Source organism: Nonomuraea sp. NPDC004580, assembly GCF_040609855.1.
GTDB classification, from domain to species: Bacteria; Actinomycetota; Actinomycetes; order Streptosporangiales; family Streptosporangiaceae; genus Nonomuraea; species Nonomuraea salmonea.
The window spans coordinates 37,368-60,260 of sequence record NZ_JBEXLH010000044.1; the positions used below are offsets into that span (position 1 = coordinate 37,368).

General features: G+C 71.9%; 21 protein-coding genes. 10 read left to right on the forward strand and 11 right to left on the reverse strand.

Features of this window, described 5'->3' with window-relative positions:
- Window positions 1-879, forward strand: coding sequence for an alpha/beta fold hydrolase (locus tag ABZW11_RS33075; RefSeq protein ID WP_355425733.1), 879 nt, complete (start codon window positions 1-3; stop codon window positions 877-879).
- 50 nt (window positions 880-929) lie between these two features.
- Here ABZW11_RS33075 and ABZW11_RS33080 read toward each other — a convergent pair whose 3' ends face one another.
- Window positions 930-1,223, reverse strand: coding sequence for an SDR family oxidoreductase (locus ABZW11_RS33080; RefSeq protein WP_355425736.1), 294 nt, complete (start codon window positions 1,221-1,223; stop codon window positions 930-932).
- 80 nt (window positions 1,224-1,303) lie between these two features.
- Between ABZW11_RS33080 and ABZW11_RS33085 the strand changes: the two genes are divergently transcribed.
- The 5 genes from ABZW11_RS33085 (at window position 1,304) to ABZW11_RS33105 (ending at window position 5,589) form a co-directional block, all read left to right on the forward strand.
- Window positions 1,304-1,495, forward strand: coding sequence for a hypothetical protein (locus ABZW11_RS33085; protein ID WP_355425804.1), 192 nt, complete (start codon window positions 1,304-1,306; stop codon window positions 1,493-1,495).
- Between the two features lie 30 nt (window positions 1,496-1,525).
- The gene (locus tag ABZW11_RS33090; protein ID WP_355425739.1) at window positions 1,526-2,047 is read left to right on the forward strand and encodes a GNAT family N-acetyltransferase; all 522 of its coding nucleotides are present in this window, start codon (window positions 1,526-1,528) and stop codon (window positions 2,045-2,047) included.
- A 48-nt stretch (window positions 2,048-2,095) separates the two neighbouring features.
- On the forward strand, window positions 2,096-2,545 hold the full coding sequence (locus ABZW11_RS33095; protein ID WP_355425741.1) for a hypothetical protein: 450 nt from the start codon (window positions 2,096-2,098) through the stop codon (window positions 2,543-2,545).
- Window positions 2,546-2,611: 66 nt separating this feature from the next.
- Window positions 2,612-4,954, forward strand: coding sequence for a beta-galactosidase (locus ABZW11_RS33100; protein WP_355425744.1), 2,343 nt, complete (start codon window positions 2,612-2,614; stop codon window positions 4,952-4,954).
- On the forward strand, window positions 4,951-5,589 hold the full coding sequence (locus tag ABZW11_RS33105; RefSeq protein WP_355425747.1) for a bifunctional 4-hydroxy-2-oxoglutarate aldolase/2-dehydro-3-deoxy-phosphogluconate aldolase: 639 nt from the start codon (window positions 4,951-4,953) through the stop codon (window positions 5,587-5,589). Before ABZW11_RS33100 ends, ABZW11_RS33105 begins: the two co-directional genes overlap by 4 nt.
- A gap of 5 nt (window positions 5,590-5,594) precedes the next feature.
- Here the strand turns inward: ABZW11_RS33105 and ABZW11_RS33110 are convergent, their stop codons facing one another.
- Entirely contained in the window at window positions 5,595-6,305 is a 711-nt protein-coding gene (locus ABZW11_RS33110; protein WP_355425750.1) for a FadR/GntR family transcriptional regulator, read from the reverse strand.
- A 180-nt stretch (window positions 6,306-6,485) separates the two neighbouring features.
- On the opposite strand from ABZW11_RS33110, the gene ABZW11_RS33115 reads away from it, so the two are divergent.
- From ABZW11_RS33115 to dgoD, 3 genes are read left to right on the forward strand one after another with little or no spacing between them, the layout of a single operon-like run.
- Window positions 6,486-7,733: a cellulase-like family protein gene (locus tag ABZW11_RS33115; protein WP_355425753.1), complete on the forward strand. Its 1,248-nt coding sequence runs from the start codon at window positions 6,486-6,488 to the stop codon at window positions 7,731-7,733.
- On the forward strand, window positions 7,730-8,467 hold the full coding sequence (locus ABZW11_RS33120; protein ID WP_355425756.1) for an SDR family NAD(P)-dependent oxidoreductase: 738 nt from the start codon (window positions 7,730-7,732) through the stop codon (window positions 8,465-8,467). Before ABZW11_RS33115 ends, ABZW11_RS33120 begins: the two co-directional genes overlap by 4 nt.
- Before the next feature lie 14 nt (window positions 8,468-8,481).
- Window positions 8,482-9,627 (forward strand): galactonate dehydratase, encoded by a 1,146-nt coding sequence (dgoD, locus tag ABZW11_RS33125; protein ID WP_355425758.1) that lies wholly within the window; start codon window positions 8,482-8,484, stop codon window positions 9,625-9,627.
- 52 nt (window positions 9,628-9,679) lie between these two features.
- Here dgoD and ABZW11_RS33130 read toward each other — a convergent pair whose 3' ends face one another.
- From ABZW11_RS33130 to ABZW11_RS33170, 9 genes are all read right to left on the reverse strand, one after another.
- Window positions 9,680-11,896, reverse strand: coding sequence for a BTAD domain-containing putative transcriptional regulator (locus tag ABZW11_RS33130; RefSeq protein WP_355425761.1), 2,217 nt, complete (start codon window positions 11,894-11,896; stop codon window positions 9,680-9,682).
- A gap of 483 nt (window positions 11,897-12,379) precedes the next feature.
- Window positions 12,380-13,276: a ParB N-terminal domain-containing protein gene (locus ABZW11_RS33135; protein ID WP_355425764.1), complete on the reverse strand. Its 897-nt coding sequence runs from the start codon at window positions 13,274-13,276 to the stop codon at window positions 12,380-12,382.
- Between the two features lie 340 nt (window positions 13,277-13,616).
- On the reverse strand, window positions 13,617-14,429 hold the full coding sequence (gene dpgD, locus ABZW11_RS33140; RefSeq protein ID WP_355425767.1) for an enoyl-CoA-hydratase DpgD: 813 nt from the start codon (window positions 14,427-14,429) through the stop codon (window positions 13,617-13,619).
- A 27-nt stretch (window positions 14,430-14,456) separates the two neighbouring features.
- Window positions 14,457-15,443: a phytanoyl-CoA dioxygenase family protein gene (locus ABZW11_RS33145; protein ID WP_355425770.1), complete on the reverse strand. Its 987-nt coding sequence runs from the start codon at window positions 15,441-15,443 to the stop codon at window positions 14,457-14,459.
- Window positions 15,440-16,753 carry a (3,5-dihydroxyphenyl)acetyl-CoA 1,2-dioxygenase DpgC gene (dpgC, locus tag ABZW11_RS33150; RefSeq protein WP_355425773.1) on the reverse strand — a complete coding sequence of 438 codons (1,314 nt, stop codon included), beginning with the start codon at window positions 16,751-16,753 and terminating at the stop codon, window positions 15,440-15,442. Before dpgC ends, ABZW11_RS33145 begins: the two co-directional genes overlap by 4 nt.
- Entirely contained in the window at window positions 16,750-17,394 is a 645-nt protein-coding gene (gene dpgB / locus ABZW11_RS33155) for an enoyl-CoA-hydratase DpgB (protein WP_355425776.1), read from the reverse strand. The genes dpgC and dpgB overlap by 4 nt, the downstream gene beginning before the upstream one ends.
- 14 nt (window positions 17,395-17,408) lie before the next feature.
- On the reverse strand, window positions 17,409-18,551 hold the full coding sequence (dpgA, locus tag ABZW11_RS33160; protein ID WP_355425779.1) for a 3,5-dihydroxyphenylacetyl-CoA synthase DpgA: 1,143 nt from the start codon (window positions 18,549-18,551) through the stop codon (window positions 17,409-17,411).
- 52 nt (window positions 18,552-18,603) lie between these two features.
- Window positions 18,604-19,947 carry a PLP-dependent aminotransferase family protein gene (locus ABZW11_RS33165; RefSeq protein WP_355425782.1) on the reverse strand — a complete coding sequence of 448 codons (1,344 nt, stop codon included), beginning with the start codon at window positions 19,945-19,947 and terminating at the stop codon, window positions 18,604-18,606.
- On the reverse strand, window positions 19,935-21,521 hold the full coding sequence (locus ABZW11_RS33170) for an MBL fold metallo-hydrolase (RefSeq protein WP_355425785.1): 1,587 nt from the start codon (window positions 21,519-21,521) through the stop codon (window positions 19,935-19,937). The genes ABZW11_RS33165 and ABZW11_RS33170 overlap by 13 nt, the downstream gene beginning before the upstream one ends.
- Window positions 21,522-21,865: 344 nt before the next feature.
- Here ABZW11_RS33170 and vioC point away from each other — a divergent pair, with 344 nt between their 5' ends.
- The gene (gene vioC, locus ABZW11_RS33175) at window positions 21,866-22,885 is read left to right on the forward strand and encodes an arginine beta-hydroxylase, Fe(II)/alpha-ketoglutarate-dependent (RefSeq protein ID WP_355425788.1); all 1,020 of its coding nucleotides are present in this window, start codon (window positions 21,866-21,868) and stop codon (window positions 22,883-22,885) included.
- Window positions 22,886-22,893 lie beyond the last annotated feature (8 nt).

The window sequence follows — 22,893 nt, forward strand, 5'->3', positions numbered from 1 at the left end:
ATGCAGAACGTGAACATCTGGAGTGAAGAGTTCGGCGCCGCCACCGACGAGCCGATTTTGCTGATCATGGGCTCGATGTCGCAGGGCGTGCTGTGGCCCGACGAGTTCGTCGGCCTGCTGACCGCCGGAGGCCGCCGGGTCATCCGCTACGACCACCGCGACACCGGCATGTCCGACACCGTCGACTTCGAGAAGACGCCCTACACCTGGGACGACATCAAGGACGACGTCTACCGCGTGATGGACGCCCACGGCCTCGACAGCGCCCACCTGGTCTGCCACTCCGCAGGCGGCCTGCTCGGCCAGTACATCGCCGTCGAAGCGCCCGAGCGGGTGCGTTCGCTGACCGTCATCGGCTCCTCCCCGCTCGGCGGCGGCGAAGGTACGGTGATCATGCGGGCGCTCATGGGCGAGCCCCAGCCCGAGGGCGGCCTGCCAGAGCCCACGCCCGAGTTCGTGGCGTTCTTCCGCACCCTGATCACCACCCCACCGCCCACCGACCGGCGCGCGCGGATCGACCTCATGATCGCCGAACAGCGCGTCCTGCACGGCACGGCCCTGCCCTTCGACGAGGACGCCGCACGCCGCCTCCAAGAACGCATCTACGACCGGGCCCGCGACCTGTCCGCCGTGGTCAACCACCGGCTGGCCGCCGCCGCAAAACCCGACTTCGAGCCGGTGGGCGTGCTCCACCAGATCAAGGCCCGCACCCTGGTCGTCGAAGGCAGCCACGAACCCGCCAAGCCCGGTCACAGCGCGATCATCGCCGACCAGATCCCCGGCGCACGCCTGATGATCGTGCCCGGCATGGGCCACACCCTGCCGCCCGATATGCACGAGGAACTGGCCGCCGCCATCCTCACCCACACGGCCGGGTGACGCGGGTCCAGCCGCCGCGAACGGGAGGGCGGCGGCTGAGCGGGCCCGCGTCAGGTGCGCGGGCCCAGGAACAGGCCGCCGCTGGCGTCGATGACCTGGCCGGTGATCCAGCGGGCGGCGTCGGAGGCGAGGAACGCGACCACGTCCGCCACGTCGCCGGCGTCGCCGAGACGGCCGAGCGCCGTCGATCCCGCGATGACGTCGGCCAGGCCGGGCGCCTCGAAGACGGCGCCGTTGGCGGGCGTTCTGGTGGCGCCGGGGGCGACCGCGTTCACCGTGATGCCCCTGGCGCCGAGCTCGTTGGCCAGGGTCAGGCTCATCGTCTCGATCGCGCCCTTGGTCATGGCGAAGGACGTCTGCGCGGGGTTGGCCCGCGCTGCGGGCCAGGCACCTGGACAACCAGTACGCGCTCCAGCGGGCCATCATCGACGCCCTGGGCGACGAGGCCGCCGACCCCGACCAGGCGTTCCAGGCCCAGGCGGCGGCCGGCGCCTGCCTGGCCGCCCTGCACACGGCGCTGGTGCGCTGGGCCGAGGAGGACGGGCGTGCCGACCTGCCCGGCCTTATCGGCAGGGCGCTCGCGGCCGTCTTCGGCGACGACGCCCCCGCCCCATAGGACCCCAAAGCCTGCCCCTACGATCACCATATGCGCGAGGAATTGCTGACCGCCCGCCTGTCGCTGCGACCCCCGGTGCCGGACGACGTCGATGCGATCTTCGCCGTCCACAGCGACCCGGCCACCTGCCTGCACAACCCGTCCGACGCCCTGTCCGGGCGCGCTGAGGCGGTGGAGCTCTTCAAGCGCTGGGACGCCCACTGGCATCGGTACGGCTACGGCTACTGGGTGGTGCGCCGCCGCGACGCGGACCACCCGCTGGGCTTCTGCGGCACCAAGCTCATGGAGCTCGGCGGCATGGCCGTGCTCAACCTCTTCTACCGCTTCGAGGCCGCGTCGTGGGGCCACGGAGTGGCGAGCGAGGCCGTGACAGCGGTGGTGGAGTGGGTGACGGAACGCGTACCCGACCTCCCCGTCATCGCCCGCGTCCGCCCGGCGAACACGGCCTCCCAGCGGGTGGCGACGCGCGCCGGCCTGGCCCGCGCCGGACACCTCGACGTCCCCGGCGAGGACGGCCTGGACTGGATCTACGCGAAGAACCTGCCCACCTGAGCGGTACGGCATACCACCCCATACCGGCGGTCCCTAGGGTGCGGGCGCATGAGACGAATGAGTTCCGGCCTCTGGGCCGCCCTCAAGGCGATGTCGACAGCCCTGGCCGTCTCCGGGCCGGCCGCCGCGCGGGCCGGTGGACTGAGCGCGTACGACCAGCTCGTCCTGTCGTACAAACCCGTCGCCTACTGGCGGCGTCCCATCCGTCGGCGGCCTCGTTCTCCTGGAACAGGGTGTGCCGGCGCTGCCGGAGTAGGTCTCCTCGCCTTGTCGCCCGCCACGTCGTGCACGTCGTTGTCGAAGATCTTGATGTCGTGCAGGGACGTGCGCGGCTGCCTGTACTGGTCGCTGCTGGACACCTACGAGCGGGGCAGCTACGAGCCGACGTTCGGGCTGGTGGCGTGGGATCGGGAGACGTTCGCCCGCCGGCCGAAGCCGTCGCCGGCCTGGCTGGGCGAGGTCGCGCGCACCGGCGTCGTGCCTGCCCGCCCCGACTAGTAGTATTTTTTTCGCTCAGTCGTGGGACCGTACGGCGGTTGTACGACCCTGAGGAAAGGTGCGGCTGTGCGACGAATCGGTGTCCCGGGCGAGACTCCCCCGCCGCTCGAAGGCCATCTGCGGCTGGGTGATCCGCCCGGTGCGCCCGGCGCGATCACCGTGAACTCCCGCCACCTGAGCAGGGGCGGCGTGCCGTGGTTCCCGATTATGGGCGAGTTCCACTACGGGCGCTACCCGGCGGCCGAGTGGCGGGAGGAGCTGCTGAAGGTGCGGGCGGGCGGGGTGACGGTGGTCTCCACGTACGTCTTCTGGAACCTGCACGAGGAGCGGCGCGGCGTCTTCGACTGGAGCGGCGACCGGGATCTGCGGCGGTTCGTGCGCACGTGCGCCGGCCTGAAGCTGGACGTGGTGGTGCGGATCGGGCCCTGGGGGCACGGCGAGTCGCGCAACGGCGGGTTCCCCGACTGGGTGCTGGAGGCCGACTGCGTGCCGCGTACCGATGATCCCCGCTACCTCGGCCTCGTGCGGCCGCTGTTCCGGCAGATCGGCGCTCAGTTGTCCGGGCTGACCCGCGAGCACGGCGGGCCGGTGGTGGCGGTGCAGGTGGAGAACGAGCTGTACGACCAGCCCGGCCATCTCGTCACGCTCAAGCGCATGGCGCGGGAGGCGGGCATCGACGCGCCGCTGTGGACCGCCACCGGGTGGGGGCACGCGCAGCTTCCGGCGGACGAGCTGATCCCGCTGTTCGGCGGGTACTCCGAGGCCGCGTGGGACACCGCGCACGACGGCTGGCCGCGGCAGAGCAGGGCCCACTACTTCTTCGGGCCGGGCCGCGACGACGACTCCATCGGCGCCGACCTGCGGACGACCGAGGTGACCTGCTCCGACGAGAGCCACCTGGCGCGCTACCCGTTCGCCACCTGCGAGCTGGGCGGCGGCATGTACACCTCCTACCACCGCAGGCCGATCGTCGAGGCGGCCGACATCGCCGCGCTCGGCCTGGTCAAGCTGGGCAGCGGCTCGGTGTGGCAGGGGTACTACATGTACCACGGGGCGTCCCAGAAGATCGGCGCGCTGTCCACGCTGCAGGAGTCGCACGCCACCGGCTACCCGAACGACTGCCCGGTCGTCAGCTACGACTTCCAGGCGCCGCTCGGCGAGTACGGCCAGTTCCGCGAGTCGTTCCGGCACCTGCGGCGGCAGCACCTGTGGCTGGCGAGTGACGGGCCCGGCCTCGCCACCATGACGCTGGTCATGCCGCAGGACGCGCCCGATGACCCGGCAGACCGGGACACCCTGCGCTGGTGCGTACGCTCCGACGGCCGCTCCGGCTTCCTGTTCGTCAACGATCACCAGCCCGTCGAGACGCTGCCCGCCCATGAGGACGTGCAGTTCGCGGTCGAGCTGGACGGTCGTGAGCTCGTCGTCCCGCGTGTGCCGGTGACGGTGCCGTCCGGCGCCCACTTCGTGTGGCCGCTCGCCCGGCCGGTCGGCGGCGCCACGCTGCTCACGGCCACCGCGCAGCCCATGGGCGTGGTGGACGCGGGCGTCCACGTGTTCTTCCAGACCGCCGGCATCCCGGTGGAGCTGGTCTTCGACGCCGCCACCGTCACCGAGGTCGAGGGGCCCGCGACGGTGTCGCGCGACGGCGACCGGCTCGTTATCACCGATCTCACGCCGGGCACCGGCTGCCTGCTGCGGATCCGGGACGTCTCCGGTGACCGCGCGGCCGTCCTGGTGCTGGACGCCGCCACCGCGCTGGACGCGGCGGCGGGCCGGCTCTGGGGTGCGCGGCGGCTGGTGCTGAGCGAGCGGCCGGTGGTGATCGAGGACGACCGGCTGGTGGTGTACGGCGCGGGCTCCTCGGACGTGCGGGTCTTTCCCGCGCCGGACGGCGCTCCCCGGACCGACGGCGTGTTCGGGCTGCTGCCCGCTGTGGCCGCCGTCGAGGTGCCCGAGGTGAAGGTGGAGGAGGTTCGGCAGGCCGGTCCGGCCAGGGAGCCGGTGATCGACCCCGCGTCGGGGCGGGCCTCCGCGCCTGCCGACGCCGACTTCGAGCAGGCCGCCGTCTATCGTGTCACCGTCCCGGCCGAGGCGTTCGCAGGCGAGGACGAGGTGCTGCTGCGGCTCGACTGGACCGGCGACGTGGGCCGCGCCTACGTCGGCGGCCGTTTGGTGGCCGACCGGTTCTGGTACGGACCCGCGTGGGAGATCGGGCTGCGCCGCTTCCGCGAGGAGGTGCTCGAGCACGGCATCGAGGTACGGCTGCTGCCGCTGCGCGCGGACGCCCCCGTGTTCGTCTCGCCGCAGGTGCGGCCTGCCGCGTATCCGGGCGGCTCCGTGCTGGAACTGCGCTCGGTCACCCTCGTCCCCGTGCCTCGTACGGTGCTCACCCAGGAGGAATCATGACAAAGCTGGACGATGCGCTGGCCACGCTGCCCGTCATCGCCATCATCAGGGCCGCCGAGGCGCGCCACCTCGACGCCGCGCTGGAGACGCTGGCCGGCGCCGGGGTGCGGGCGATGGAGGTCACCATGCCGACGCCCGGCGCGGAGGCGGCGATCCGGCGGGCGGCCGGGCTGCCGGGGGTGGCGGTCGGGGCCGGCACCGTCCTCGACGCGGACTCGGCGCGCCGTGCCGTGGACGCGGGCGCCGGCTACCTCATCACGCCCGCCGTGCTCCCCGAGGTGATCGCCGAAGGACGGCGGCTCGGCGTGCCGGTCCTGCCGGGGGCGTTCACGCCGACGGAGATCGTCCAGGCGTGGTCACAGGGCGCCGCCCTGGTCAAGGTCTTCCCGGCGGGCGCGGCGGGCGGCCCCGCCTACATCAAGGACGTCCGCGCCCCGCTCCCGCACATCCCCCTGGTGCCCACGGGCGGCATCGGCATCGACGACGTCCCCGCCTACCTGCGGGCCGGCGCCCGAGCCGTCGGCATGGGCTCCCCGCTGCTCGGCGACGCCTGCGCCGACGGCGACATGGAGGCCCTGGCGTCGCGCGCGAAGCGCCTGATCGACGTGATCGCCCGCGGCGGCGCGGACGGCTGAGCCGGTCACCTTGAACCGTGGACCTTCTTGGCGAGGTCGACGTCGGCGATCGAGCGTTCGATGAGGGCGCGCATCGCGGTCTCGGCCGCCTTGGCGCGCTGCCTGCGTACGGCGAGCAGGACCTCGGCGTGCTTGTCGGCGGACTCGCTGGTGAGCGTGGCGTGCACGAACTGGTCGCGCAGCCGCAGGCCCGCCTCGATGGCGGTGGCCATCTGGGCCATCAGCTCGTTGTGCGCGGCCCGCAGGAGGGCGTGGTGGAAGGCCAGGTCGGCCTCGACGTGATCGACGGCCGGCCGCCCCGCCGCCGCTCGCATGGCCGCCAGCGCGTCCTCCAGGTCGGCGAGGTCGCGGTCGGTGCGGCGCAGCGCCGCCATGCGGGCCACGGCGGGCTCGACGGTCAGCCGCACCTCGCCCAGCTCGTCGAGGAACGTCTCGTCCACGCGGTCGGCGAAGCGCCAGCGCAGCACGTCGGCGTCGAGCAGCGCCCACTGCTCGCGGGGCGCGACGAAGGTGCCGCGCCGCGGCCTGGCCCCCACCAGGCCCTTGGCGGCCAGGACGCGCAGCGCCTCGCGCACCGCCGTCCTGCTCACCGAGAACCGCTCCTGCAGCGCCACCACGTCGAGGTCGTCGTCGGGGACGAGCTCGCCGTTGACGATGGCCGTGCCGAGACTGCTGACCACCCGGTCGTGGGCGCCGGACCTCCCGATCTCCGTCATGGCGGAATCATGCCACGCCCGCACTCCAGGCCACCGCCCCCAAGATCACCGATATCGCCTCTAAGCATACTAGTGTAAAAAATAATCGTACTTTTTATTGACTTCAGGGAAGTCTGAGTGCATCCTGCGAGACGAAGTTCCGCATGCGGGCGCCTCACACCCCCCACGAAGGAGTCGACGATGAGCGAGTTGTCCACTTTGACCATCACGCTCTGGGACTTCTCCTGGTATGCCAGGACCGGCCCAGGCGAGCCGTTCGAGGACCTCGACCGCGCCTTCGACGAGGCGGTGGCGCGCGGGTACGACACCGTGCGGATCTGCGCGATGCCGTACCTGCTGTTCGGGTCGGGGCTGGACACCTCGGCGCTGACGTTCGCCCCGTTCGGCCGCGGCTACGGCCTCGGCACCCGCTGGTACGACGTGCGCGAGCCGTCCACCCTGGACGGCCGCGCCCACCTGCTGAGGTTGTTCGAGGCTGCCAGGCGGCACGGCTGCCGGGTGATCGTCTCCTCCTGGGAATACCAGCAGAGCTCCGGTTTCCTGGCCGACCCCGCCTGGTACGAGGCGCTGCGCGCGGTGCCGGCCGAGCGGCGGGCGACCGCGCTGGCCGAGGCGCTCGCCGGCCTGGTGGACTTCGTGGCCGGGCACGGGCTGGCCGAGCAGATCGCGTTCGTCGAACTGCACAACGAGATCCAGGCCACCTGGCTCACCGAGGTGCTCGCGCCGGGCGAGTCCCCGGTGCTCGGGCTGCGGCCGTACCTGGAGAAGGCTCTTGAGGTGTTCAGGTCCCGGCACCCCGACGTGCCGGCGACCGTGAACTACGCGGGCGTGCCGCACGGCGAGATGCGCGGCATCCCCGCCAACGTGGACGTCGCCGTCTTCCACCCCTACGTCTACGGCGTGCTGGACGAGCTGATCGAGGCGTTCGCGCTGCGCGACCCGAGCGTGCCGTTCCCGCAGGAGCGCGCCCGCCGCGAGCTGCTCCGCCCCGGCGCGCCCGACCTCGCGGACTGGCATCCGGAGGAGGAGTGGCGCGGCGCGGCCACGGTGGTGCCGCCGCGTGAGGTGTACCTGCACGACTGGTGCGACCCGGCCCTGTTCGACCGCTGGCTGTACGACCGGTACGCCACCTACCGTCACGGCATGGCCGAGAAGCTGCGCCTGTGGATGGAGGTGGCCGCCGACTGGGCCGCCGCCCGCGAGCTGCCGCTGGTCTTCGGCGAGGGCTGGGTCGGCTACACCCCGCTGCGCGGCACGTTCGAGGAGGGCCCGGTGGGCTCGGAGATCTGCCTGGAGGCGGTCCGCCACGCCCGCCGGCTCGGCGCGTGGGGCACGGTGGTCTGCTCCAACGCGGCCCCGCAGCACCCGATGTGGGACGACGTGGAGCTGCAGGTCACCGCCAACCGGTTCTTCACGGAGGGACGATGAGCAGGACCGCCCTGGTCACCGGCGCCGCGTCGGGCATCGGCGCGGCCACCGCCCGCCGCCTGGCCGCCGAGGGCGCGCGGGTGCTGGTGGCGGACGTCGCCGACGAGCGGGGCCGCGAGGTGGCCGCGTCGATCGGCGAGCGCGCCGCCTTCCTGCACCTGGACGTGGCCTCCGCCGCCGGCTGGGCGAACGCCCTTGAGGAGGTGCGCGAGCGGTTCGGCCGCCTGGACGTGCTGCACGCCAACGGGCCGGGCCGGGTCGTGCCGGCCCGGCCGGCCCACGAGATGCCCGAGGCGGACTGGGACCTGCAGATCGACGTCTCGCTCAAGGCGGCCTACCTGGCGGCGCGCACGTTCTGCCCGCTGCTGGCGGAGAGCGCGGGCGCGCTGGTGATCACCTCGTCGGTGCACGCCCGGACCGGCATCCCGGGCTGCGCGCCGTACGCCGCCGCCAAGGGCGGGCTGCAGTCGCTGACCAGGCAGCTCGCCGTCGAGTACGCGCCCCGCGTCCGCGTCAACGCCGTCGTGCCCGGCCCGATCATGAGCCCCGCCTGGGACGACATCGACCAGGCGGGCCGCGACGCGACCATCGCCGAGACCCCGGCGGGCCGGTTCGGCACGCCGGACGAGGTGGCCGCGGCCGTCGCCTTCCTCGCCTCGCCCGACGCCTCGTTCATCACCGGAGCCTGCCTCAACGTCGACGGCGGCTGGAGCGTCTCCACCACTTCCTCCTAGGACGGGAAACCTGCATGAAGATCGTCTCTCTGGACACCTTCCTCGTCACGCCACGCTGGCTGTTCCTGCGGATCCGCACCGACGAGGGCATCACCGGCTGGGGCGAGCCGATCGTCGAGGGCCGGGCGGAGACCGTCCGCGCCGCCGTCGCCGAGCTGGCCGACCACCTGATCGGCCAGGACCCGCTGCGCATCGAGGACCACTGGCAGGTCCTCACCAAGGGCGGCTTCTACCGGGGCGGTCCCGTGCTGTCCAGCGCGGTCGCCGGGATCGACCAGGCGTTGTGGGACATCGCCGGCAAGTCCGCCGGGCTGCCCGTGCACCGGCTGCTGGGCGGTCCTGTGCGCGAGAAGGCCCGCATGTACGCCTGGATCGGCGGCGACCGGCCCGCCGAGGTCGCCGAGCAGGCCAAGGCGCAGATCGAGGCCGGATTCACCGCCGTGAAGATGAACGGCTCGGGCGAGCTGACCGCCATCGACACCCCGGCCCGCACGATGGAGGTCGTGCAGCGGGTCGCCGCCGTGCGCGAGGCCATCGGCGACGATCACGACCTGGTGGTGGACCTGCACGGCCGGGCCAGCACGGCGATGGCCAGGCGGCTGCTGCCGCTGCTCGAGCCGTACCTGCCGCTGTTCGTGGAGGAGGCGGTGCTGCCCGAGCATTCGCGCAACCTCGCCGCGCTGGCCGCCGGCACGTCGATCCCGCTCGCCACCGGCGAGCGGCTGTTCTCCCGGTGGGACTTCCGCGACGTCATCGGGCACGGCATCGCGGTCGCGCAGCCGGACGTGAGCCACGCCGGCGGGATCTCGGAGGTCCGCCGGATCGCCGCGATGGCGGAGACGTACGACGTCAGCATGGCCCCGCACTGCCCGCTGGGCCCGATCTCGCTGGCCTCCAGCCTGCAGCTGGCCTTCGCCGTGCCCAACTTCCTCATCCAGGAGCAGAGCGTCGGCATCCACTACAACCAGGGCAACGACGTGCTGGACTACCTCGTCGACCCGGCCCCGCTGACCTTCCCCGGCGGCTACGCGACCCGCACGGAACGGCCCGGGCTCGGCATCGAGATCGACGAGGCCGCGGTGGAGCGCGCGGCGCTGCAGGGCCACCGCTGGCGCAGCCCGCTGTGGCGCCACCCCGACGGCTCGTTCGCCGAGTGGTGATCTCCCGCACCGGCGGCCAGGTGATCGTCCGTACGCCGGCGACCGGGGCGGGCTACGCCGACGGCCGGACCGCGTCGGCGTCGCGGGACGTCCACAGGCGGGCGCTGTGGAAGAGCGCCTCCTGCCTGATCAGCTGTTCGGGCACGGAGGTGAAGCGCCGCCACAGCTCGCGCGCCTGCTGCGGGTGGTGCCGCGCCAGGTGCGGGTGCAGCCGGGCGGCGAGCCGCACGGCGTGGTCGGGCAGGCCGCCGCCGATGCCGAGGTCGACGGCCTCCATCAGCAGCGGCCACTCGCGGTCGAGCCAGCCGCCGGGATCGCGGCGCACCAGCGTCGCGATCGCGCGGACGACCGGGTCGCCGCTCGGTGACGGCGGCGCGGGCGGGCGGTCGTCGGCGCCGTACGTGCCGGCGGGCAGGCGGGAGCGGGCCAGCTCGGCGAGTTCGGCCCATAACGTGAGCACGTGCCGCAGCGCGGCGGGGTATTCCGGGTCCTCGGCCAGCAGGTCGAGGGCATAGTGGCGGAACAGGTTGAGCATCCGGTAGCGGGGCCGGCCCTGCGGCGACGAGCCCGCGTCCTGGAGCAGCGAGCGGTCCCGCAGCGCCTCGACCAGGTGCTCGGTGCCGACCCTGCGGAGCAGGACGCAGGCCGTCCACTCGGAGAAGTCGTGCGGACCGGCCAGGGCCAGGTAGCGGAAGGCGCGCTGCAGCTCGGGGTCGAGCGTGGCGTAGCTGCCGGCGACGGTGGCGCGCAGGTGCGGGTCGCGGCCGACGTGGGTGACGAGAGTGGAGCTTGGCGTCAGCATGTCGGCCGCGTAGGACAGTGACCACGTCACCCGGGTCGCGAGGCGGTCGCCGATGATCCGCAGGGTGAGCGGGATGCCCTCGCACGCGTGGGCGATGCGTTCTGCGGCGCGCTGCTCCGCGCCGACCCGCGCGCCGCCGATGATCTTGCGGAGCAGGTGCAGGGACTCGTCCATGTCGAACGGCTGCAGCTCGAACAGGTGGGCGCCGGGCAGGTGGATGTTCTGCCTGCGGCTCGTCACGACGGCCACGCATCCGGAGGCGCCGGGTAACAGGGGCAGGATCTGCTCGCTGTCCTGCGCGTCGTCGATGAGGACGAGCATGCGCTTGCCCGCCAGGATCGAGCGGAACAGGGCGGCGCCGTCGCTGAGCGTGTGGGGGATGGCCTCCTGCGCCACGCCGAGGGTCCGCAGCAGCTCGTGCACCGTCTCCTCCGGCTCGCGGGCGGTGCCGTCCTCGCGGGTGCCCGGGATGAAGAGCTGCCCGTCGGGGAAGGCGTCGGCCACCCGGTGCGCGGCCAGCACGGCGAGCGAGGTCTTGCCGACGCCGGGCGGGCCGTGCACGTGCACGATGGGCACGGCGGCGCGGTCGGCGCACTTGAGGATGCCGGCGATCTCGTCGAGCTCTTTTCCGCGGCCGGTGAAGTCCCTCATGGTGGGCGGGAGCTGGCGCGGGACGGGCACGCTCGCGGGGCCGGCCGGAGGCGCGGGGGCCGGCTCGGCGGCCGGCGCGGGCCCTGCTTCGTCGAGCCGCAGAGGCTGCGGCGGGGGCATCAGCAGCGGGTCGCTGGCGAGGATGCGCTGGTGCAGGGCCTGGACCTCGCCCGACGGTTCGATGCCGAGCTCGGCGACCAGCCGCTGGCGGGCGGCACCGTAGGTGTCGAGCGCCTCGGCCTGGCGGCCGGCGCGGTAGAGCGCCAGCATGAGCTGGGCGCAGAAGTGCTCGCGCAGCGGGTTGGCCATGACCAGCTCGACCAGCTCGTGGATCACGTCGTCGTGGCGGCCCAGGTGGAGCAGCGCGTCGATGCGGGACTCGAGGGCCTGGAGCCGGATCTCCATCAGGCGGGGCACCTCGGCCCGCAGCAGCGATTGGGCGGGGATGTCGCTGAGCGGGTCGCCGCGCCACAGCTCGAGCGCGGCCGACATCTCCTGGACGCACTCCTGCCATCTGCCCATGCGCTCGGCCTGGCGGCCGTGCTGGAAGTGCTGGTCGAACAGGCGCAGGTCGAGCTCGTGGTCGGTGAGCTCGATGTAGTAGCCGGGCTCTCTGGTGCCGATGCGGGTGCCCGCGACGGGCCCGATGGAGCGCCGCAGGCGCATGACGTAGGAGCGCAGGGTGGTGCGCGCTCCTGCCGAGGGGGTGCCGTCCCAGACGATCTCGGCCAGCTCGTCGGCGGAGATGACCTGATTCGGCCTGGTCAGCAACGCGGCCAGGGTGATGCGCTGACGCGCCGAGGGTATCTTGATCACTTCGTGGTCCACAGACACTTCCAAGTGACCGAGCACCCCGAACCGCATGCAGACCTCCAGTGACGCTCTCCCGTGAGGATATCGCCGTGCGCACCGTCGCCGTGGACGCACGACAGCGGCTGCAAAGACATGTCAGCTGTTCTGCAAGTGCAGATACTACAAGTTTTCTTCACGTATCGGAAAGCGCCGTAGGGAAACTCCACCGATCGTCACTCTGACGTTTTCTGGCCTTACTCCATGAAGCGGGCGAGTGCAACAGCGAACTGCGCAAGAAGCGCCGAAGCGGTGTCAAGAGCCCAGGATGAGAGCGGACACCGCCGATCAGGAGCCGCCCGGGAAAGAAGTAGAGAATTGAATCAAAGGGTACGCGGAAAGTGTGGCGAAAATGTGGGCCGCATATGGGCGAGGACCCGCACGGCCCTGACTCGCGGAAACACGGGCCCCTCCACCCGCGCTGCGAGCCGGTTATCGGGCCTGGCCAGACTACTGCGCCAGCCGCCGCTCGGGCGCGTCGCCGGCCTTCTGCTTGGTGAACGGGTCGGTCACCTTCGACCGTTTCTCCAGCTCCAAGGCCACCTCCCGCCACATCTCCGAGTTCTGCCAGGCGACCTGCATGATGAGCGACAGGCAATGCGACGGCACCGCGGCCACCACATCGTGCATGTGGCTCGCGCCGCTGACGTTCTCCTGCAGCAGGCGCAGCAGCTGACGGCCCTTCTCGTTGTGCCGCAGCGAGGGGTCACGCAGCAGCTTCTGCAACGCGAGGCCCGGCGGCGGCCCCGGCCATACGGTCTCCTGCGCGGCCTGCTTGGGCCAGCGCCCGCCACCGCCGGCGGCCTGCTGGGGCGGGACGGGCTCCTCACCGCGCTCCAGCCGCTTGCGGACGTCCATCGCGGTCGCGGCGGACACACCGGCCACTCTGGCGATGTGGCGTAAGGACGCCTCGGGATGCTCGGCCAGCAACGCCGCCACCCGCAGCCGCCCCTCCCTGCTGCTGAGGGGCCGGACCTTGCCGTCCTTACCGATCCTGGCGTTCAGCTGCGGCACGGCGTCGTTCGAGCGCCGCAGCTCCGCCACCGCCTTGGTGCCCAGTCCCGTCGACTCCGCGATCGCCCGGTCGGACATGCGCGGATGCGTCATGAGGATGCGCAGCGCGGCGGCCCGCCGGTCGGCCTGCGACAGCGGCAGCCCGTGCTTCACGTTCGACTGGACGGCGAGGAGGAACGCGTCCTCCGGGCTGCCGTCGAAGAACTCGACGTCGATGGTCTCCTGGCCGCGCAGGGAGGCGGCCATGAGGCGGTGGACCCCGTCGATCACCCGCATGGTGTGCCGGTCCACGATGATGGGCGGCAGCGGCTGCTCGGTCTCCGCCAGGCGCATGATGTGCGCCTTGTCCTCGCCTTTCAGGCGTGGTGACTCTCCCAGCTGCAACGTCAGGATGGGCACGGAGACGACCCGTGGTCGTTCCGTCTGCACATCGATCGATCTGATCCTCCGCCGCGCTTGCGATGCGGCGTTCACACGAACCACCCATGCCTCCCGGTTTGCAGCATGGCATCGGGACGCCCCCACCCCGTCCACACCCGCGATGACGGACGGCTCGGCCGGCCATGTGGCCTGACCTCGCCTTCCCGCCGGTTCTGGAGGCCCCTCTGCTGGTCAGTCCTCATGGTCATACACGGCCGTGGCGCGAGCGTGGCGCCGGCGTGGCGTTGATCAGTCAGTCATCGCTCCAGACGGGCTCCCGCTTCTCGGCGAACGCCTTGGGGCCCTCGACGAGGTCCCTGCCGCGCAACCGTCGTTCCTCCCAGACGTAGCGCGTCGCGAACGCCCGCTCCAGCGGCATGTCGAGCGAGGCGAGCACCGCCTCCTTGATCGCCCTGACCGACAGCGGGGCGCTGCGCGCCAGGTCGCGCGTCCACCCGGCGACGCACTCGTCCAGCCGCTCGCTCGCGACGACCTCGTTGACCAGCCCGAACCGCTCGGCCGTGGCCGCGCTCATGCGGCGGCCGGTCAGCAGGTGTCCCATGGCCTGCTTCAGCGGCAGCTGCCTGGCCAGGCGGAACGCCCCGCCCGCGCCGGGCACGAGCCCGAGCCTGGCCTCGGGCAGGCCGAACTCCGCCCGCTCCGATGCGACGATGACGTCGCAGGCGAGCGCCAGCTCGAAGCCGCCGCCGAGCGCGTACCCGTCGACGCGCGCGAGCACCGGCTTGGCGAAGGCGAAGCGCTCGGTGAGCCGGGGCCAGCCGGGCTGGTCGCGGCTGCCGAAGGTGGTGGGCGGCGCTCCCCCCGCGTTCAGCCTGGCCCGTTCCTTCAGGTCCTGCCCGACGGAGAAGGCGCGCTCGCCCGCTCCCGTGAGCACCGCCACGCGGACGGACGGATCCGCCTCGACGTCGTCCCAGATCGCCGCCAGCTCCTCGTGCATGCGCAGGTCCATCGCGTTGAGCACGTGGGGCCGGTCGAGCGTGACGTAGGCGACGTGGTCCTTCTTCTCGTAGCGGACGCGGGGACGGTCATCCTCTGCGGCGCTCATGACCGTCCCGTCCGCTTCGGGGGTGGATCATCCGAGGTAGACGTTGTTCGGGTTGAACCTGGTCCCGGCCACGGGCACGCAGCGGTGGCCGCTGATGTCGAGGTTCGACCCGTCGTAGGTGTCGCCGGTCACGCGCTGCGGGTATACCCAGGTGTCGCCCAGCGTGTAGCGGGCGTTGAGCGCGAGCCTGGTCGTGGCGTCAGGCAGGGAGCCGCGCGAGCGGTGCATGCAGCGCTCGCTGAAGATGACGTACTCGCCGGCCTTCATCGGCATCGTCTGGGTGTCGCCCGGCTTCACCTCGAACGGCTCGGTGACGACCGCGAGCAGGTCGTCGCAGAAGGCGTCGAGCCGGTCGAACAGCTCGTCGAGGGTGTACTTGTCGGGGTCGACGTCCCTGAAGACGTTGCGGGTGTCGATGTCGAGCAGCACGCTGTTGTTGGCCGCGCGGGTCAGCAGCTCCTCCTTGGTGCTGATGCGGTTGCGCGGGTTCACGTACGCGCCGGACTCGACCAGCTTGACCATCCGCTTCGGGTACGAGCTGCGCTGCGAGCCCTTGACGAACTCCATGACGCCGTCGTCCTCGGAGACGTCGGTCAGGGCCATCCAGACCGTCCAGTCCCATTCGCCGGCCGGGTTCATCGGGAACAGCGCGGGGCGGTGGCCGCCGATCTCCTCGCCGTCGAAGTAGCCGTACTCCTGGTGCCAGTCGATGGGGCCGTCGCCGGGGAACTTCTCGAAGAGCTTGGAGCGCCACAGGATGAGCGAGTCGGCGCCGGTGACCTCCTGCACGGTCTGCACCAGCTCGGGGGCGCTCATGACGGAGCGTACGGTCTCGTCCACGAGGTGCCAGTCGCGGACGGAGTAGCGACCGTAGAGCGGGTGCTGCGGGGCGTCGTCGAGCAGGGCGGCGAAGAAGCTCCGCAGCTGCGTGATCGTCTCTTCCGAGGCGAAGCGGGGGAAGGGACCCGCGAAGCCGTTCTTGGCCAGGGACTCTTTGGGAGTCAGTTCGATCATCTCTGGGGCCTCTCACTGGTGGGCGAGCTTGCGGTGGTGAAACGGCTGACCTTGGTGATCACGTCGGAGCTGTAGAGGCGGAGCGCCTGGTGCAGGGCGAAGTCGGCCATGTAGCGGCGGAACGCCTCGAGCGGCTCCTCGGTGAGGTTGAGCATCCTGCGGTTGGCGACCACGGCGGCGCCGCGCAGCCGCTGGAGCGCGCCCTCGATGGCCAGGTCGAGGGCGTCTGTGTCGTGCACCTCGTCGATCAGGCCCATGGCCTGCGCCTCGTCGGCCGGGATGCGCCGCCCGGCCAGGATGATCTGGCGGGCCGGCCGGGGGCCGGTGTGCCGGGTGAGCCGGAGCGCGGAGGCTCCGGGGATGATGCCCTCCTGGGCGGCGGGCAGGCTGAGGTAGGCGTCCGACGCGGCGACCACGTGGTCGAAGACCAGCAGGAGCTGCGTGCCGCCGCCGATGGCGAAGGTGTCCACGGCGGCCACCCACGGCTTCTGGATCGGCTGTGCCCGCCAGGCCGGGCCCTCGTCGGTGACCAGCCCGCGCAGCAGCTTGTGGATGTAGCCGAGCTCGCGCCGCAGCAGGAAGTCGACCAGCGAGATCGTGCCGTTGTGCAGGGCCTTGAGGTTGATGCCCGCGCTGAAGACGCGCCTGCCCCGGTAGCGGTGGTGGGTCATCTCGCCGCCGCGCAGCAGGCCGGCCTCGACGCCGGGGTCCAGCAGCGCCAGGTCCACCGCCGTCTCCATGTCCTCGACCTGCCGGTTGTCCTCCGCGTTCAGGCAGTCGTCGCGGCACATGGTGAGCCGGGCCACGCCGTCCCTGCGCTCCATGCGTACGGAGCCGAGGTCCGCGGTGCCGGTCCTGGTGAACTCCGCCAGCAGGCCGAGCGCGCGGGGCGTGGGCCGCAGCATCGTGCCGAGCAGGTGGCCGCCGGCGCGCGGCGCGTGCAGCACCCGGTTGAAGAAGATGCCGATGTCGATCTCGTGGCCTTCTTTGTCCTGCTGCTGCCTGGCCTGCTCACGGGCCAGCCGGTCAGGGCCGGGCACCAGCCCGGGGAAGGCGGCCGCGGCGGCCGCGGCCAGCTCGGGCAGCCGCGGGCGGCGGGTACGGCCGGCGGTGAGCTCGTCGTAGACCTCCTCGGCGTGGGCGTCGAGGAAGGCGCAGCGGACGTCGCGGGCGCCGTCGATGGCCGCAGTCGCGGCGGCGCGCTGCTCGGGCGAGCGGTCGGCGGGCTCAGGCAGCCCCGACAGGACGCGTTCCTCCTGCTCGGCGGCCCGTGCCAGGGCGGCGCGGTCCTCCTCCAGAGCCGCTGTCATGAAGTGCTCCCTTCCGCGGCCGTGCGCCGCAGGGCTCGCTCGCAGGCCGACAGGTGCACGCCGAGCGCCTCCTCGAAGCCGACGGTGGGGGCCTCGAAGAGCAGCTGGCGTCTGATGGCCAGCTCGGGGCCGGCGATGCCGGCGCCGTACCGGCCCGCCACGGCCACCGCCTCCTCCTCGTCGGCGGCGACCGCGTCGATGAGGTGCGCGGCCAGCGCGTCCTCCAGGCCGATCGGGGTGCCGAAGAGCGCCGCCCGGCGGACGGCCGCCGCGCCGCCGCCGTGCTGGGCGAGCCGGTAGAGCGCCATGCCGGGCCAGGTCGCTCCCGCGCTCACGGGCAGGACGAGGCGCGGCCTGCCGATCGCGACGCGGTGGTCGGCGGCCAGGAAGGCGTCGAGGGCGAGGCCGCCGCAGTCGCCGCGGGCGATCGCGAGGGTGGGCAGGGGCAGGCGTTCCAGCGCGCGCAGCGCCCGCTCCCACTTGCTGACCAGAGCGACGGTGACGCCGCTCAGCCAGCCGTCGCCGGGGGCGCCGGTCACGTGCACGACGAGCTTCCCGTGCTGCACGGCCGCGTCGCAGGCGGCGTTGACCTCGGCGACCACGTCGGGCGTCAGCGGCCTGGCGCCGTCTATCCGCAGCATCGCGGGCCCGGGGCTCACCATTGGATCAGCGCCGTCTCGATGGTGGAGCCCGGCCCCATGGTCATCATCACGCCGTGGTCGCCCGCTCTGACGACGCCCTCGCGCAGCAGCCGCTCGTAGGAGAACAGGAACGACCCGCTGGACAGGTTGCCGTAGTCGCGCAGGACCGAGCGGGTGTGCCGGACGTCGTGGCGGGTGAGGCCGAGGTTGACGCGGACCGCGTCGATCACCTTCTTGCCGCCCGAGTGCACCAGCCAGTGGCTGACGTCCTCGCGGCGGAGGCCGGCGGGGGTGAGCAGGCGGTCGACGACCTGCTCGGCGTGCGCGCCCACCACGTACGGCACGTCGGGGTCGATGTAGAAGCTGAACCTGCCCTGGTCGTCGTCCCAGTCGTAGCGCATCGCGGCGATGGCGTCGGTGATGAGGAGGCTGGCGGTCGACAGCACCCGCGGCCCCGCCGCGGGCCCGCCCCCATCTCCCTGCCCGTTCTCGTGCCCTCCTTCTGGGGGGTCGGCGACGAGCGCTATGGCGGCGGCGCCGTCGCCGAAGAGGCTGTTGACCACGGCGGTGCGCATGGTCGCGTCCATGACGTACGCCGCCGAACAGGCCTCGGCGCACACCATCACGGCGAGCTTGCCGGGGTGGGCCACGGCCCAGGAGGTGACCGCGCCGAGCCCGTTGAGGCCGGCGTTGCAGCCCATGCCGACGATGTCCGCCCGGCCGCAGGAGGGGTCGAGGCCCAGCGCGTCGATGAGGTACGCGCTCAGCCCGGGGCTCAGAAAGCCGGTCGTGGTGACGCAGCACAGGTAGGCGACGTCATCCAGCCGGAAGCCCGCGTCGTCGAGGCACGCCCGCACGGCCCTGCCGCCCATGTCGAGCGCGTTGCGCTTGTGCTTGGCGAGCAGCTCGCCCTGCGCCTCGGGCCGCCGCTCGCCGTCGGTCCCGGCCGGGGGCAGGACGAGGTGGCGGCGCTCGATCGCGCTGTTGAGGAAGAGCGAGCGCACCTTCGGCGAGGTGACGTGGAGCAGGTCGAGCAGTTCCCGCTGCGTGTACGACGTCGCGGGCACCGCGGTGCCGACGCCGGCGATCCTGGCGGGGGCCGCCGCCTGCCACGTTCGCGGCGGGGCGAGGACGGCCTCGGACAGCGTCATGGTCATCGGTAGGTCCACCCCCACATGCGGGTCTTGCTTCTGATCCGTCGCACGACGGTCAACATGCCGCTCTCCCTTCCTTCGCCTCGGCCCTGATGAAGCGCGCCAGTCTGGCGACGCCTTCGGTGATCTCGGTGTCGCTGAGGTAGCTGATGGACAGCCGGAGTGCCCGGTCGCCGCCGCCCAGCGGGTAGAAGTAGGACATCGGCGTCCAGATGACGCCGAAGTGTTCGGCGGAGCGGGCCAGCGCCGCGTTGCCGGCGTGGAACGGCACCCGCATCGCGAGGAAGAAGCCGCCGCCCGGCCGGTTCCAGCGCACGCCGAGCGCGGCGCGTTCCGCCTCGGTGAAGCAGCCGTCGAGGGCGCGCAGCGTGCCGCGCATGGCCTGCTCGTAGTACGCGGCGGCGGCGACGTTCAGCTCGCGGGTACGCCCGCCGGCCGCCAGCAGCATGCCGCCCACCACCGCCTGGCTGAGCGGCGAGGTGTTCACGGTCACCATGCTCTTGATCTTGGTGAGCTCGTCCGCCAGCAGTCCCTCGCCGCCCCGGCCGTCCGCGACGGGCTGGTCGGCCACGACGAACCCGACGCGCGCGCCGGGGAACAGCGTCTTGGAGAAGGAGCCGAGGTGGACGACGCGGCCGGTGCGGTCGAGCGCCTTGAGCGTGGGCAGCTGCCGGCCGGGGCTGACCAGCCGGTACGGGCTGTCCTCCAGGACGAGGAACCCCTCCCTGTCCGCGAGGTCGAGCAGCGCGTGCCGCTGCTCCAGCGACATCGTGGTGCCCGACGGGTTCGCGTGGTCGGGGATCACGTAGAAGGCCCGTGGACGTCGGCCACGGGCCCGCTCCCTGGCCAGCGCGGCTTCGAGCGCGGCGCACGCGAAGCCGTCCTCCTCCTCGTCGACCGCGCCCACCTCGGCGTCGAGCAGGCGGGCGGCGCCGGTGATGCCCACGTAGCAGGGGCTGGACACCAGCAGCAGGTCCTGCGGGCCCGTGATGAGGGCGCGCAGGGCCAGCAGCATCGCCTCCTGGGCGCCCACGGTGATCACGATCGACTCGGGCGGCACGTCGATGCCCTCGTCCTTCAGCAGCGAGTCCGCCACGAGGTCGCGGATGCGTCCGCCGGCAGGCCCGTACTGGAAGATCGCGTCGCGGATCCCGGCGTCGGTGTGCCCGCTGCCGGCGAGGTGCTCCAGGTAGCGGCGCAGGTGGGTGAAGACCTGCTCGGTGTCGAAGAACCCGTCGTAGGGGCGTCCCGGGGCGAACGAGATCGCCTCGGGGTAGCGGTGGGTGACCTCGTTGAGGAAGTTCATGGTGTCCAGCACCGGGTCCGAGACGCTGGCGTGCAGGTCCGCCCTGCCGAGGGCGCGGCTCGGAGCCCGGGCCTGACCGGCTACCAGCGCCATTCCCGCTGGCGGAACAGGTGCTCGGCGTGGATGCCGCGGTCGGAGCACCACGTGAGGAACTCGTTGATCTGCTTGATCTGGTACGTGTCGTCGTTGTACGTGGTCGCCATGACGTGGCCCAGCCAGTCCTCCTCGCCCATGGCGTACACGTAGGCCTCGCCGGCGCCCAGCTCCGTCATGATGGCGGCGGCCTGCTCGGCGTTGGAGCCCGACAGCTTGCGCGAGTCGCTCATCTTCTTGGTCACCGGCTTGGTCAGCAGCGCCTGGTAGAGCCAGGTGAGTGAGGCGCCGTCGCACTCCATGCCGAGGAAGGCCAGGTCGACCTGCCCGAGGTGCTCGCGGATGTAGCGGTAGAGCACCGGGTCGATGCCGGAGGAGTCGGCGCCGACGAACATCGCCTTGCCGGCCATCTCCACCCAGTAGGTGGACTTGCCGCGGATGTCCAGGTCGCAGTGCTCGCCGAGGAACGGTGTCGCGACGACCTTGCCGCCGGGGATCTCGACCTCGTCGAAGTCGTCCACCTCGACGACGGGGAAGCCCAGGTTCTTCAGGTACAGCGCGATGGACGGGTCCTCGAGGTTGCCCCGCGAGGAGCGCGGCGCGACCACCGCTCCGATGCGCCCGCGCAGTTGCAGCAGCGTCTCCAGCACGATGTGGTCCTGGTGCCCGTGGGTGATGAGGACCAGGTCGATGAAGTCGGGCAGGTCGTCCAGCGTGTAGCGGTCACCGGCCGTGCTGTCCGCGCTGATGAACGGGTCGGTCACCACCGCCGCCTGCGGCGACTGCATGACCAGGCAGGCGTGGCCGAAGTAGCGGACCCGGCCGCCGGCCTCGATGTGCCGGTCGGGCGCGCCGCTGGGCTGCTCGCTGAGCAGGCCGGCCAGCAGCGCGGCCTGGGCGTCGTCGCCGATCTCCAGCGCCTCGCGCAGCGCGTTCAGCGACGTCGGGCGTACGCGGGCCATGAACAGCTCTTTCAGGCCGTCGTGGCGGAACGGCAGCGGCAGCTCCAGCACGTCGGGCGAGGGCAGCCGGGGCGTGCTCAGGATGAAGGGCCGCTCGTAGCCCGGCTCCAGTGACAGCTGCACCGACTGCCGCGACTCCATGTAGGCCGGGCTCTTGTAGACCAGCGGCTCGATGAAGCGCACGGCGGCCTGGTTGTCGGTGTCGTAGGCCAGCTCCACCAGGCCGTTGAGCTCCGGCGGGAGCTTGGGGTAGAGCGGGGTGAGGTCGAAGCCGGTGGCGTTGACCCGCAGCAGCTCCTGACCCTCGGCGATCGCGTTCGCGAGGCGGATCATGGCGGCGCGGTCGCGCTTGATGGAGTCGAGCAGGTCCCGCACCTCGTCGCTGCGCTCCTCGGCGATGTTCACGAAGAACCCGCCGCGCAGCTCCGGGTTGTTGCTCGCCGCGATGTGCACTTGCGGCGACTGCAGGTACGACTCCAGCATGGGCACCTGGAGGAATGCCAGGTTCATGGACGCCTGCACCGGCGCCACCGTGTGCATCCATCCGTAAAAACGGTCGACCAGCGGTTCGACAATGGCCTTCGACCGCAGGAACATCGGCGCGTCGGACATCTGGGCTCTCCTTTCCGCGGGAGAATTCAGCGAATCCCGGAGGGGTGGCAGGGGCGCCGATAAAGGCACGCACCGCGAAGCGCGCCGCGTCCGGGTCCACGGCATGACGCGGCACCGGGACAGTGAAACAAGAATGGCGTCGCGGACGCCAGCAATAGCGCTGCGGAAAAGTGTTCAACCGCCGTCGCACCGCAGTTGAACACCGAGCCGGACGCCCGTTCTCCGGCGCGTTGAACGCCTGCCCTCGTGTACTGTGCGACCCGCGTCACCGGTGCGCAGAATAATCGCCCGCCGCGTCGTGATACGACTTCCCTTGTCGTCACCGGCGGGGGCAAGGTGAGCGCATGGCGTCTGCGACCGATCGATTGTCGGCTGTTTCCCCGGATGTGGCTCAGGAGATCGAAGAACTCACTCTCCGGCTCGCCAAAAGATACGACGGCCCGGAGGACGAGGAACTGCTCCGTGAATTGCCCGTCGTCGCCGCCGAGCTGCCCGCGGCGCAGCGCAGGTTCCTGCGCGGTTTCGCGCTCGACGACGCCCTCGGCTACTGCGTCGTCGGCGGCCACACCATCGACCAGACCAGGATCGGGCCCACGCCACGCCACTGGCGCGGCCGGCCGCGGCCCGGCCCGGAGCTCGCCGAGGAGATCCTGCTCCTGCTGTACGCCTGCCTGCTGGGCGAGCCGTTCGCGTGGAAGACCCAGCAGGACGGCCGGCTGGTCCACGACGTCTTCCCGATCAAGGGGTACGAGACCGAGCAGCTCGGCGTCGGCAGCACCGACCTGCTCACCCTGCACACCGAGGACGCCTTCCACCCGTGGCGGGCCGACTTCCTGCTGCTGGGCTGCCTGCGCAACCCGCGCAGGGTGGCCACCACCGTCGCCGAGCTCGACGTCCGCCTGCTGGACCCGGCGCACGTGCGCACGCTGTTCCAGCCGCGCTTCCTGATCAGGCCGGACGACTCCCATCTCGCCGAGCACAACGCGCCGTCGGACGCCTACCGTGAGCAGTTCGCGGAGATCGCGGAGATGAAGCGGGACGACAACAGGGTGGCGGTCCTGTGGGGTGACCCGGCCTCCCCCTACCTGCGCATCGACCCGTACTTCATGGAGGTCCCGGACGGCGACGACGAGGCCGCCGCCGCGCTCGCCGCCGTCGGCGGCCTGCTGGAGGGCAGGACCGAGGACGTCGTGCTGCGCCCCGGCGACGTCCTGTTCATCAACAACCACCGGCTCGCGCACGGCAGGCGGCCGTTCATCGCCTCCTACGACGGCACGGACCGCTGGCTCAAGCGGGTGAGCGTGACGACCGACTTCCGCAAGTCACGCGAACGGCGTGGCACCGCGACGGCCCGATTCATCTAGTCGTGAGG

Excerpts from the sequence above, each read along its gene's own strand:
- ABZW11_RS33110 (WP_355425750.1), bottom strand. The coding sequence starts at position 6,305 with ATGACGGAGATCGGGAGGTCCGGCGCCCACGACCGGGTGGTCAGCAGT.
- ABZW11_RS33115 (WP_355425753.1), top strand. The coding sequence starts at position 6,486 with ATGAGCGAGTTGTCCACTTTGACCATCACGCTCTGGGACTTCTCCTGG.
- ABZW11_RS33145 (WP_355425770.1), bottom strand. The coding sequence starts at position 15,443 with ATGATCGAACTGACTCCCAAAGAGTCCCTGGCCAAGAACGGCTTCGCG.
- dpgA (WP_355425779.1), bottom strand. The coding sequence starts at position 18,551 with ATGACCATGACGCTGTCCGAGGCCGTCCTCGCCCCGCCGCGAACGTGG.
- dpgD (WP_355425767.1), bottom strand. The coding sequence starts at position 14,429 with ATGAGCGCCGCAGAGGATGACCGTCCCCGCGTCCGCTACGAGAAGAAG.
- ABZW11_RS33165 (WP_355425782.1), bottom strand. The coding sequence starts at position 19,947 with ATGGCGCTGGTAGCCGGTCAGGCCCGGGCTCCGAGCCGCGCCCTCGGC.
- ABZW11_RS33080 (WP_355425736.1), bottom strand. The coding sequence starts at position 1,223 with ATGACCAAGGGCGCGATCGAGACGATGAGCCTGACCCTGGCCAACGAG.
- ABZW11_RS33120 (WP_355425756.1), top strand. The coding sequence starts at position 7,730 with ATGAGCAGGACCGCCCTGGTCACCGGCGCCGCGTCGGGCATCGGCGCG.
- ABZW11_RS33105 (WP_355425747.1), top strand. The coding sequence starts at position 4,951 with ATGACAAAGCTGGACGATGCGCTGGCCACGCTGCCCGTCATCGCCATC.
- ABZW11_RS33090 (WP_355425739.1), top strand. The coding sequence starts at position 1,526 with ATGCGCGAGGAATTGCTGACCGCCCGCCTGTCGCTGCGACCCCCGGTG.
- dgoD (WP_355425758.1), top strand. The coding sequence starts at position 8,482 with ATGAAGATCGTCTCTCTGGACACCTTCCTCGTCACGCCACGCTGGCTG.
- dpgC (WP_355425773.1), bottom strand. The coding sequence starts at position 16,753 with ATGACAGCGGCTCTGGAGGAGGACCGCGCCGCCCTGGCACGGGCCGCC.
- ABZW11_RS33170 (WP_355425785.1), bottom strand. The coding sequence starts at position 21,521 with ATGTCCGACGCGCCGATGTTCCTGCGGTCGAAGGCCATTGTCGAACCG.
- vioC (WP_355425788.1), top strand. The coding sequence starts at position 21,866 with ATGGCGTCTGCGACCGATCGATTGTCGGCTGTTTCCCCGGATGTGGCT.
- ABZW11_RS33095 (WP_355425741.1), top strand. The coding sequence starts at position 2,096 with ATGAGACGAATGAGTTCCGGCCTCTGGGCCGCCCTCAAGGCGATGTCG.
- dpgB (WP_355425776.1), bottom strand. The coding sequence starts at position 17,394 with ATGCTGCGGATAGACGGCGCCAGGCCGCTGACGCCCGACGTGGTCGCC.
- ABZW11_RS33075 (WP_355425733.1), top strand. The coding sequence starts at position 1 with ATGCAGAACGTGAACATCTGGAGTGAAGAGTTCGGCGCCGCCACCGAC.
- ABZW11_RS33135 (WP_355425764.1), bottom strand. The coding sequence starts at position 13,276 with ATGCGCCTGGCGGAGACCGAGCAGCCGCTGCCGCCCATCATCGTGGAC.